This window comes from Micromonospora sp. I033, assembly GCF_053890995.1.
Map to the genome: position 1 here is coordinate 1 of NZ_JBSSLX010000193.1, position 11016 is coordinate 11016.

At 65.5% G+C, this 11016-nt stretch carries 10 protein-coding genes, 2 tRNA genes and 1 pseudogene; 8 read left to right on the forward strand and 5 right to left on the reverse strand.

Going from position 1 to position 11016, the window contains the following annotated elements; genetic code table 11:
• Positions 1-638, reverse strand: a 638-nt coding sequence (locus tag ACW0Q9_RS24590; protein ID WP_456185145.1) for a lytic polysaccharide monooxygenase auxiliary activity family 9 protein, incomplete at its 3' end; no start/stop codon positions are given.
• A gap of 255 nt (positions 639-893) precedes the next feature.
• On the opposite strand from ACW0Q9_RS24590, the gene ACW0Q9_RS24595 reads away from it, so the two are divergent.
• A complete protein-coding gene (locus tag ACW0Q9_RS24595; protein ID WP_456185147.1) occupies positions 894-1373 on the forward strand; it encodes a hypothetical protein in 480 nt (159 codons plus the stop codon).
• Between the two features lie 51 nt (positions 1374-1424).
• Positions 1425-2129 (forward strand): VOC family protein, encoded by a 705-nt coding sequence (locus tag ACW0Q9_RS24600; protein WP_456185149.1) that lies wholly within the window; start codon positions 1425-1427, stop codon positions 2127-2129.
• Positions 2130-2143: 14 nt separating this feature from the next.
• On the opposite strand, the gene ACW0Q9_RS24605 is transcribed toward ACW0Q9_RS24600, so the two are convergent.
• On the reverse strand, positions 2144-2734 hold the full coding sequence (locus tag ACW0Q9_RS24605) for a VanZ family protein (RefSeq protein ID WP_456185151.1): 591 nt from the start codon (positions 2732-2734) through the stop codon (positions 2144-2146).
• Here ACW0Q9_RS24605 and ACW0Q9_RS24610 point away from each other — a divergent pair.
• Complete coding sequence (locus ACW0Q9_RS24610) at positions 2727-3071, forward strand: GNAT family N-acetyltransferase (RefSeq protein ID WP_456185153.1); 345 nt, start codon at positions 2727-2729, stop codon at positions 3069-3071. The genes ACW0Q9_RS24605 and ACW0Q9_RS24610 overlap by 8 nt on opposite strands.
• Positions 3072-3436: 365 nt before the next feature.
• Here the strand turns inward: ACW0Q9_RS24610 and ACW0Q9_RS24615 are convergent, their stop codons facing one another.
• Entirely contained in the window at positions 3437-4684 is a 1248-nt protein-coding gene (locus tag ACW0Q9_RS24615) for an epoxide hydrolase family protein (RefSeq protein ID WP_456185155.1), read from the reverse strand.
• A 647-nt stretch (positions 4685-5331) separates the two neighbouring features.
• On the opposite strand from ACW0Q9_RS24615, the pseudogene ACW0Q9_RS24620 reads away from it, so the two are divergent.
• The 5 genes and pseudogenes from ACW0Q9_RS24620 to ACW0Q9_RS24640 form a co-directional block, all read left to right on the forward strand.
• A pseudogene (locus ACW0Q9_RS24620) lies at positions 5332-5610 on the forward strand (tyrosine-type recombinase/integrase); the annotation flags it as partial.
• Between the two features lie 284 nt (positions 5611-5894).
• Positions 5895-6599, forward strand: coding sequence for a hypothetical protein (locus ACW0Q9_RS24625; protein WP_456185157.1), 705 nt, complete (start codon positions 5895-5897; stop codon positions 6597-6599).
• Positions 6600-7622: 1023 nt separating this feature from the next.
• The gene (locus ACW0Q9_RS24630; protein ID WP_456185159.1) at positions 7623-10115 is read left to right on the forward strand and encodes a hypothetical protein; all 2493 of its coding nucleotides are present in this window, start codon (positions 7623-7625) and stop codon (positions 10113-10115) included.
• A gap of 85 nt (positions 10116-10200) precedes the next feature.
• Positions 10201-10470, forward strand: a complete 270-nt coding sequence (locus ACW0Q9_RS24635) for a tyrosine-type recombinase/integrase (protein WP_456185161.1) — start codon at positions 10201-10203, stop codon at positions 10468-10470.
• Between the two features lie 3 nt (positions 10471-10473).
• Entirely contained in the window at positions 10474-10605 is a 132-nt protein-coding gene (locus ACW0Q9_RS24640) for a hypothetical protein (protein ID WP_280839013.1), read from the forward strand.
• Between the two features lie 77 nt (positions 10606-10682).
• On the opposite strand, the gene ACW0Q9_RS24645 is transcribed toward ACW0Q9_RS24640, so the two are convergent.
• Together ACW0Q9_RS24645 and ACW0Q9_RS24650 are read right to left on the reverse strand one after the other, a co-directional pair.
• Positions 10683-10755 (reverse strand) — tRNA-Arg (locus ACW0Q9_RS24645).
• A 35-nt stretch (positions 10756-10790) separates the two neighbouring features.
• Positions 10791-10881 (reverse strand) — tRNA-Ser (locus tag ACW0Q9_RS24650).
• Positions 10882-11016: the final 135 nt, after the last annotated feature.

The window sequence follows — 11016 nt, forward strand, 5'->3', positions numbered from 1 at the left end:
TAGTACGGCTGGTCGAGGTGGGACGCCTGCCAGATCGTGTAGACGACGTGCCGTCCGGTGCGGCTGCCCGCGTTCACCTGGGCCTCGTAGAGGCCGGTGGTCGGATAGCTGCCGGTGCGCTGCACCAGCTCCAGGCTGCCCCAGGTGAGGGGTTGGGTGGTCGGGTCGAAGCCCTGCTTGGTGATGTAGATCAACAGGTAGTCGGCACCGTGCTTGGCGCCGTCGGTCAGCGTCAGGGTGAAGTTGTTCGGCATCGGCTTCGCGGTCCACGCGCCGACCGCGTCGAGCGAGGCGTACAGGCCGTTCTGGGTGCGGCCGCCGCTGCACAGCTGCCCATCCGGGATCACGGCCTGGTGGTTGCCGCCGACGTTCTCGCGGAACAGGCCGTTCCAGTTCCACATCGTGTTCGGGTTGGCCTGCCAGGCCTGGTAGCACATGGGGTCGGTCTGGGCCATGGTGGGATTCAGATGGTCGGAACCCCAGCGTTCCCAGCATCCGTAGTTGCGGGACGGGGGGTTGGTGACGGATCCGTGCGCCGAGGCCGGGCCGGCCTGGCTGACGACGACCACCGTCAACGCGGCGACGAGGACGGTGACCGCGCCAAGTCCCAGACGGCGTGCTGTTCGTGAGAATTTCATCGATGCTCCGGTTGCTCCGCCGACGCCGGTGTGTCGCTCGCCGGGGATGCCCAACCCCGGAGAGGCAAGCGTCGATCGACTGACGATCTCGATAGAGCAGGCGATCTGGCTGTGCTGCCTGCTACTGCCTGGCGGCTCCCGATCGCGATGGTACTAGAGCAATCGAGATAGGTGAATCTTTTCCGGAAGTGGTCCCAGAGGCCCGCGAACCACCACAAGGTGCACGCCCTCCGGCAGCCGTCGTATTCTGCGCGCGTGAACACGGGCCGCACGGTCGCCGCCATCTCCGTCGGACTGGTCCTCGCCGTGCTCGGCGGCTGCGGAGCTCTGGTCATCGCCTGCGCCGGCGTGTGGGCCTTCTTCGGTCCGGTGAACTACTTCGGCTGCGGCACCGAGCGCCCTGCTGGCATCACGACTGCCGACGTCTCCGGCGCGTACGCCACGGACGACGGCGGGCGGCTGGAGTTGCGTCCGGACGGCACACTCACCGCCAGCGGCCTGAACAACTCCGATGGCTTCGAGTCGCTCCCGCCGCTGTCCGGCCCCGGGACGTGGTCACTCGAACCGTCCGACAACCAGTTCGGGGACATCGACGTGTCCTTCACGTCTCCGCCCGGATACAGCGGCGGCTACGGCACCTACCTCGACATCTCCGGCAGCCGCACCGACCCCTGGCTCTACTGGTACGTCGGCGACCCCGACAGCTGCGTCCTCTACCGCTTCAACCGGGTCTGACCTCTCCAAAACCGGCTTGTTGTCCTGCTGGCCCGTGTCTACGGTGCAGTGATGCTCCCTCGAACGCTGACCGTGACCTTCGACGCGCACGACCCGGCTCGCCTGGCGCAGTTCTGGGCCGGCATGCTCGGCCGGGAGGTAGTCGAGGACGCCGACGGCGCGTTCCTGCCTGGCTCGGACACCCAGCTCAGCGTCCGGTTCACGCCGAGCCGCGCGGAGACGGCCGGACCGAACCGCCGCATGCACCTTCATCTGACCAGCGCCAGCGACGCCGACCAGCAGCACAGGGTGGCGACGGCGCTGGAACTCGGCGGCAGCCACCTCGACGTCGGGCAGCGCCCCGAGGAGGGGCACATCGTCCTGGCCGACCCCGAGGGCAACGCGTTCTGTGTGATCGAGCCGGGCAACAACTTCCTCGCCGGGTGCGGCCTGCTCGCGGAGGTCGCCTGCGACGGCACCCGGGAGGTCGGCCTCTTCTGGAGCGAGGCGCTGGGCTGGCCGCTGGTGTGGGACCAGGACCAGGAGACGGCGATCCAGTCACCGCACGGCGGCACGAAGGTCGCGTGGGGAGGCCCGCCCGTGGCCCCGAAGGAGGTGCGGAACCGGCAGCGCTTCGATCTCGACCCGGCCGATGGCGACCACCAGGCGGAGGTCGACCGTCTGATCGCCCTCGGGGCCACTCGACTCGAGAATGAGGACTGCGCCGTCGTTCTGGCCGATCCCGGCGGCAACGAGTTCCGTGTGAAGGGGAAGTGACCGCGACAGGCGGCTCAGCGTCCCGGCACCGGGGCCGGTCGGGGTCGATCTGACGACGCGCTGGCCGTGGCGCGCCACCAGCGGCGCGACGCCAGCGCGGCCAGCCCGGCGCCGGCGGTGTTGAGCAGCACGTCGTCCACGGAGGACACCCGGTCCAGCCGCAGGACGTACTGCGCGGCCTCGACCAGGATCGAGCAGCCCGCCGCGAGCGCCAGGATCCGCGGGACCGACGTCAGCGCCGCGAACCGCAGCGGGGCGAGGAACCCCAGCGCCGCGAACACCAGCAGGTTGCCGACGATCTGGACCGTCACCGTGAGCGGCCCGCCGGCAAGGATCGTGAGCAGGTCCCGCAGCGGCACCAGGCTCACCCGACCGGAGACGGCGCCGGCCCGGTCGCCCGGCAACATGATCATCCATACCCACGGCACCGTCCCGTAGACGATGCCCACCTCGGCCAGCGACATCCGCCAGGCCGACGTGGTGCCGGCGGCACTCCGGCGGCGTGCCAGACCCCACACCGCCAGCGCGGCCAACGGCAGTGCGGCCACCGTGATGAGCACCACGCCGCTGAACGTGCCGAGCCAGCCGTGCCACCCCTTGACCACGCCACCCCCCGCTTCCGCCGACTCGCGAAATCTACCGGGCCCGGGCCGGGCCCTCGTCGCGCACATCGGCCTCGGACTGCGGCCGTCCGCCCGCGGCAAGGGCTACGGCACCGACGTGGTCGCGGTGCTGTGCCACTACGGTTTCGTCGTACGCGGGCTGCAGCGGCTGCAGATCGAGACGCTGTCGGACAACGCGGCGATGCTGCGCTCCGCCGAGCGCAACGGATTCGTCCGCGAGGGCGTGCTGCGCTCCTCGGCCTGGGTGATGGGTGAGTTCCTGGACGAGGTGCTGCTGGGGCTCCTCGTCCAGGACTGGAAGCCTGACTCGAAGGCCTAGGCCGTCGGGCTCCGCCGGTGAAACGACCATCACCAGGCCGCGGCCGACCGGGGCCAGGGCGGAGGACTTGCGGCGCGCAGCTCCGAACGGATACGAGAAAGCCCCTGACCTCGCCATTCCGGCTGGTCAGGGGCTTCTCTCTGCTCTGCGCGCCCGAAGGGACTCGAACCCCTGACCTTCGGAACCACTCCGAAGCCGTTCGCCAAGGGTCCGCGTCGCCCTGGTCGCCACGCTCCCGGCATCTGGATCGGTCCGGGCTCGTCCGGCTCCGTTCGCCCCGGTGGCGCCCGAGCCACACGGCCGGCGCCCCGGACACTGCGAACCTTATGGCCGTGGGCAGCTCAGCCGTCCCTTCGGACCGTTAGCTAGCGCAGCGATCGGAATGTCGTGCGGATGTCTTCCGAGAGCAGCTGCGGCTGCTCCCAGGCCGCGAAGTGCCCGCCTCTGTCGTGGCGGTTGTAGTTGACGAGGTTGGGGTACGCCCGCTCCGCCCAGCTGCGTGGAACCCGGTAGATCTCATCGGGGAAGATGCTCACGCCGACCGGGATCGTCACGCCCTTGGTAGCGAAGAAGGGGAGCTTGTTCTCCCAGTACAGCCGCGCCGAGGACACCCCGCTGTTGGTCAGCCAGAAGAGCGTGATGTTGTCCAGGATGTCGTCGCGCGTGAGGTCGCTCGGCCGCTGCAGACGTCCCTCGAGGACCTGCTGAACGATGCCGGGCTGCCCGCTCCCGTCGCCGTGGTCGAGCATGAACGCGGCGAGATCGATGGGTGAGTCCGCCAGGCCGTAGAGCGTCTGCGGGCGCGTCCCCATGATCAGCCCGTACGCCACGTGCGACCCGAAGAACTTGAGCAGCTGCTCGTATGTGTCCCGCTCCTCGCCGGAGAGGCCGTCCGGCGCCGGGCTGCCGCCAAAGGCCGCGAGGAAGAGCTCCGGCGGAACCGCGCCCGGCATGTTGGTGTGGATGCCGATCAGCTCCGGCGGCGCCGGCTCGGCGGCCTTCGGATCGGCGCGGCCACCGGCCATGGCGTCGACGACGATCGCGCCCCAGTCGCCGCCCTGCGCCACGAATCGTGTGTACCCGAGACGCCTCATCAGCTCGACATAGGCCTTCCCGATGTGCACGGCATCCCAGCCGGTCGTGGCGGGCTGGCCGGAGAACCCGTATCCGGGCATCGACGGGATCACGACGTGGAAGGCGTCCGAGGCGTTCGCGCCGTGCGCCGTCGGATCCGTGAGCGGACCGATGATCTTCAGCTGCTCGATGATCGACCCGGGCCAGCCGTGGCAGACGACCAGCGGGAGCGCGTCCTCGTGCTTCGAGCGAACGTGGATGAAGTGGATTTCCAGACCGTCGATCTCGGTGACGAAGTTGGGCAGAGCCTTCAGCCGCGCCTCGCACTTGCGCCAGTCGTAGTCGTTCGCCCAGTAGTGAGCGAGGTCCTGCATGAGCGCAAGCGGCACGCCCTGCGAGTCATCCTTGACGGTCTCTTTGTTCGGCCAGCGCGTGGCTCTGATGCGCGCGCGCAGATCCTCAAGGTCCGCCTCTGGGACCTCGATACTGAATGGCCGCACGTTTGCGGCGCCCGTACGCGCTTCCGTCTTGACGGCCACGCAGGCCTCCCTTCCGCTTTGAACGCTTTGAGGTCGAGCAGGGTGGTTTCCGCCTACCGCAGACGAATGGCATGCCCCGGTACCTACCTCCCGGCGGGGCAGCTTCGGTGAAGGCGCACCCGAACTTGCGCCAGGTCAGCAGGGGCACGCGCCCCCATCTGCCGAGAGCGTAAGACGCCTCCCCCCATGTCCGGCGCCATACGAGCAATCCCGCATGGCCCTCCGGGACGGGCCGGGCACCTGACCCATTTGGCGCGGCGGATCTCTGAGGAGGGCCGGGGTTCGGGGCACCGCCCCGAGGTCTTCAATCTCTTGTCGTCCGTCAGCGTGGCCGGCCGGCCCGGCCGATGCCGGCCGGAGGTCGCCAGCAGGCCGGGGCCGAGCCTGCGCGGCCCGCTTCGCGGGTTCGAGCTGATGCGCTCTGGCCGGGTTACAGCACCAACAGCGTCCGCCTCATGCGGACCGTGCTGCGAAAAGGCGTTGGGTCAGGCTGAGCGGGAGGGCCGGGTCGCGCGGAACGTTGCTGCGCTTTCGGCGACTCCTCCCGTGGTCGCCAAGGAGGGGCGCACCCTGACCCCTGAGCAGGCGCGGACCCTGCTGGGCGCGGTTCGGGGTGAGCGGAAGGAAGCCCTGGTAACCACGGCCTCGTCTTCCCTAACGAGGTCGGTACGCCGCTGGATCCGGACAACTTCTCCCATCGGCTTTCGGCGCTGTGCAGGCGCGCCGGGCTCGGGCATTGGCACCCGCACGAGCTTCGCCATTCCGGAGCCTCATTTGATGCTGGCTCAGGGCACCCCGCTGCACGTCGTCTCGGAAGTGCTCGGACACACGTCAATCGCGATCACAAGGATGTGTACGGGCACCTGATGGAAGGTGACCGCCGCTCGGCTGCGGAGGCCATGTCCCGTGCACTGTTCGGGCAGTGAGGGCGTCGTGGCTCCCAGCGTGGCTCCCACGAGCGTCCAGCCGCTGATCTCGGCGGATACGAGGGAACCCCCGACCCTGCCGTTATGGCTGGTCGGGGGCCTTCTTCTGCTCTGTGCGCCCGAAGGGACTCGAACCCCTAACCTTCTGATCCGTAGGAGCGTCCCACACCCACCGTTACCCGCCTCGCCTCCCCGCTGGCTCGTGGCCAGCGTTCATCTAGTGGCGACCGTTGGCGCCGTGCTGGGGTCAGGCTGGGGTCAGGGATCTGTGCCAGAATCGGCCGATGCACAAGATCCCAGGCTATGAAGACGACCCCTTGGTCGATGGGGCGTTCCTGGTAGACGAGCCGTTGTTCTGGGCGAGCCACTTGTTGCAATGCACCAACGGCGTCGAAGAGCCGCTGTGTGCGGGATTCGGGGTCAGCGAGGCCGACCTGTTGCAGTTTTTCGAACGGGTCAGCGATGAGCGCCAGTGGCCAGTGCTGTCAGTCGCGCTCTCGGCAGGGCACCTGCTCCATGTCGTGTACCGGAACCTTCCCGGGGAACACGGGTACGACTACCTGCTGCATCATCCTGCATGGACGGCGGCGGTTCCCTTGGCAAGGGTCGACGGTTGCTTCAGGGGACCTGGGCTGTGCTGGCCAGAGTTGCTCGCCGTCGCGCATACGACGGCCGAGGCCGGATCGGCCCCGCGCCTTGACCCCCACACCTTCCTTCTGTTGCTGCCGATCATGGGTGACGCGGACCTCCCCTTAGACGCGGGCGACGTCCTCGCTGCGATGTTGAACGCCTGCGGCGCCGCTGGAGAGACCGGCGCCCTGGCCCGCACCCTTCTTGAGGAGCAGGGCTGCTGGGGTCGGCAGCACTGGACTCTGACCCCGGGCGGGCGGATCAGCGAGGGTAGGTATGCGTTCCGCCGCCCTGGGGTTATGTCGCCAGACACGTTGGCTCAGGTTAGTTTGCTGCTCGGGTCCGGTGGCGACGCTTGACGACCGCGGTGCTGCGGCGGATCTCCTCGTCGGGCAGTCGTAGACCGTCCAGCCTCCCCGGACGGGGACAAGGTGGAGCGCCTCACTAGCCGAACGACCTTGGCCCCGTCCGGGGAGGCTGGTAGCCCTTGTGGTGCCCGGCGAGGTGATCCGCCCCGGCCGATCTCTGAGGAGGGCCGGGGTTCGGGGCAGCGCCCCGAGGTCTTCCAAGGTTCTGGTCGTCTCCATGCGTGGCCGGCCGGCCCGGCCGATGCCGGCCGGAGGTCGCCAGCAGGCCGGGGCCGGGCCGGCGCGGCCCGCTTTGCGGGCCGCCTTGATCCTCTAAGAGGCCAATTCGGCAGTGGGTATCACCCTGCCAGAGGCCATGTCGATGCCCGTCGCGCTGGCAATCCTACGGATCGGTGCCTCCTCCCTGTACTCTGCCGCCAGCAAAAGAGGGGCGGAGCGTCTATGACTGAGCCGAAAAACATCCAGGTAATGCGGCCTTGGAGAGCTCACGCCCGGGTCTTCCTCCAGCGAAGAGGTTCCCTCCGACGCCTTGCATCGGGTCGGATAGCCAAGGCCCAACGAGATGCGAATGCAAATCGGTCTAGATTTTTCCGTTTTGGCCGTGTCTGGGAGGCTCTTGCGCTTCCTCCCGTTCTACCGCTCTTGACTCCGCTGGCGGTTCTTCTAATTGCCTTAGTGGAAGACAATGTGGACCTAAGCACTGGCCTGCCTGCGCTAAGTCCATTTCTGGACGGTAGTAGCGCGCGAAACCTGCTGGGCCTTCTGTGGCAGGTAGAAGGCTCAATCCTCGCCCTTGTTACGGCTGTTGTCCTATTCGCCTTCGAGGGTTTAACTCGCTCCCGTCCTGGCGTTCCGATTTGGGAGTATGCCGCACGTTCTGGCTTGGCGCAGTATTTGATGCTGGGAGGTGCCGGTCTTTCATCCATTCCAGTTATGCTATTCTGGCCAGCCACTCGACCTCCCGTCGCGGCTACGCACGTCGTTGCGGCAGTTTCCGTACTTGGAATCGCACTGTTGCCGGCCCTCGTCTATAGGGCTATGCGGATTATCGACGTGTCCTGGTTACGCGGACAACGCCTGAAGGAAGTAGAAGTCACAGTAGATGCCCTGGTGAGAGAAGAGGCCATCGAGCGAGTTGCGCTAAGCGAGTTGAATAACTGGGCCAAGGCCATGGGCGTCGAGGTGCAAACAGCTTTCACTCATGACGTTGGTCCCGTTCAACAGAAGGCGGCAACGCGGGGATCAGTTTTCGACATCAATCTGCGAGCTCTCGAATCAGCCGCCAAGCGAAGCGGTTCGGCAACCCTAGTGGTGCTTGCCCGGATCGGTGATCAAGTCTGGAAGGACTCTCCACTCATTGCAACCCGCGCTTCCGCTTCTATACAGATAGGGCAGAATGCGTATACCCTCACGGCGGACGATCGGCAGGCCAGAATCGGTCGCCTCCTAGCACAGTTGAAGGAGGAGGGGGTTGAAGCCCTCCGGTCGGAGTCGACCTCCGGGATCGGTGTCGTTATCGACACTTATGTCGAGCTATGGCTCGCATGGCCCCGTGCATGGTCGGCCTACGGACAACGGTTGGAGGATGGGTTCCTCGACCACCTTAACTTTCTACGCCTAACGCCGATTGACGAGTTGCGGTCCGATATATGGGCACTCTTAGACGTAGCGCAAGGACGTGATCTTCGTGAGCAGACTCTTGCGCTGGCCGCCATTCCGTACAGAGTCGGAAGCGAAGCGATATCCCTAGATGCGCCCGACATCTTAAAGGGTGCCTCGCGGCTGGCAACGTCCTCCCTGCGTTTCCCCAAGGAACCCAAGTCGGACCTGCATGAATTGCTTAATAGTAAAGTCTGCAGGCATCTGGTCGAACTGTGCCGGTTCACGGCGGGAGCCTACCTAGAGAGTCGCTCGTCGGGGTTCCAGCAGAAGGAAAGGGCGGCGGAAGCTGCGCAAATCCTGCTCCGCTCAATCGCTGAGTGTCTAAAGCTGCTGTTCGATAATCGTGCAGACGCGTTGTTTCATGAGGTCGATAAGGAGTTTTCGCAGCTTTTTCGGTATTGGGATATCGACTTGGATCCAGAGTTCGCTCGGGAAGCCTTGGCGGACCCCGAACTTGCTGAGAGAATTTCGGTAACACCTGGGGAGGCGCTCGCCTCGTTGGCGCTGAACGAACTTCGCGCCGGCCTGCTCCAGCTCCGAGACTCCCTGAGGATCGCAGTACTAGGCTGGGGCTTGCATGTAGCGTCTACGTCGCCTCTTGATGTACGCACTCAGGAATCGCTTCTGCGCATTGCAAGGTCGTCCTTTACGGACGTATCGGAGCTGGTTGCTGCCGCAGGCTTGGCGCTGGAGCACAGGAAAGGTCCGATGGCGGACTGGGTTCTGGCATCCCTTCCGACCGGCGACGCACACTTTATCGACGATGCCGGGCCAGTTTTGCGTGCGGTGGCTTTGATAGTCCTTGTGACGGACGCCGCCGTGATTAGCCCGGCTGAATGGATGACCGAAGAGCGTGTATCGCGGATCAAGGGTTTCTTGGTCGAGCTGTCGACGGATCCAATCATGACCTCGGCCGACATTGGCCCACAGGAAGCCGCGCTGAGGGCGGAGCGGTTGGCTACCGCGATTGATGAAGCCCGAGCGGAGCAGCTGAGGGTCGAGCGGGAAAACCTCATTCGGCAGGCGCTAGATCCGGTGAAGGTGACCTCTTTCCGTCGAGAGGTTCTCAATGCATGGACTGAGAAGACGGTCTTGGCCGATCTGTTCGAGTTGTGCGGAATGGAAACGGTCCGTGTGCCAAGCTCACAGTGGGGCGACCACCGTTTTGGTTTCGAGCCGAAGCTGTTAGCCAAAGGCCTTTTCGTCTCGCCTACAAATTGGGTCGGTCTTGAACATACTGCTCAGCAACTTGGAGCAGGGCTTGCGCGCGGCGAGTACGAGGCAATAAGCGCGAACTTCCGGGAAAAATCCCGCAGGATCAGAGGCAAGGGAAAGCCGATAGAGAGACTGGAGCAAGCCATACAGGCTCTGGTCACCGACGGCTATCGACCCTCGATGATCGTGATACCGGCCAACTATCACGTTGCTAGAGACTTGGGGCTGCCCGCCCGGTGGCAGCGAGCTAATCGGAGCGGCCTTGAGAGGTATCGCGCGGGTGAGCTTTTGGGCTTGCCTGTGGTGGAGTCTCGCACCACCGATCAGTCTCGGTTTTATGTCGTTGACTTGGCCAGTTTCTTGACGGTTAAGGAGGCGTCAGATGAGTCTAGGGAAGCCTCTAAGCCTGTTTGCACCGTGGAGGGGATTGACCAGGCTAGAGCCGAAAAGATCCTGCAATCCTGGAAGAAGTCCTCTTCTGGCGAAACGGACACCAACGAGAAGGACCTACAGACCCAAGTGCTGGTTATCATTCGGCGAAAAATTCGCATCGCTGTTATGGATCCACGTGCTGCAAGGTCGGTCTCGATCCACCCGGCTCGCAGGGTCAAGAGCAGCGGGGTTGCCTAGACACGGCGCCCGACGAAGCGGACCGAGGTCTAGACTGCCGCTGTATGCACGCCTGCATTTGGAGGTTGGTCGCCGGTTCGGGCCGGTGAAGACGGACGGCTCGGAGCGGGCTGTGGCTCTGCCGCTCAGCCTGGTCGACGTGCTGCGCGGTCATCGGGCGATGCAACGGACGGAGCGGGAGGCGGCCGGGGACCGCTGGCAAGAGCATGGACTGCTGTTCACCACGAAGATCGGCACCCCCATCGAGCCTCGCAATATCAATCGGCACTTCGACCAGTTGTGCGAGCGGGCGGGAGTCCGGCGCATCCGGGTCCATGACTTGCGTCATTCGTGCGCGACGCTGCTTTACGACTAGGGCGTGCCGCTCGAACGGATTCAGGACGTGCTCGGGCACAGCTCCCCAACGGTCACCAAGTCGATCTACGTGGAGGCGACCCGGCGGGTGCAGCAGGACGCGGTAGACCGGCTCGGCTTCCTCTTCGACGCGTAGGCGTAGGGGTCAGCGGTGGGGGTCAACACGATCAAGGGCCGGTCTCCCATGATGGAAAACCGGCCCTTGACCTGCTGTGCGCCCGAAGGGACTCGAACCCCTAACCTTCTGATCCGTAGTCAGATGCTCTATCCGTTGAGCTACGGGCGCTTGCTGCTCGGCCAGTCTACACACCGGCTTTCGCGCGGAGACTCCGGGATTCGAACCCGGGAGGGGCTTTAAAACCCCAACCGCATTAGCAGTGCGGCGCCATAGACCAGACTAGGCGAAGTCTCCCTGGTGGCCCGGAGACCACCGCGCCCGAGGATACAGGCCCACACCCGCCCGGAGCAAAGCGACTACCGGGAAGCGCCACCGCCCCGCGTTTTCGTCGTGTGCCACGTCACGCCCGGGTCTACGCTCCATCGATAT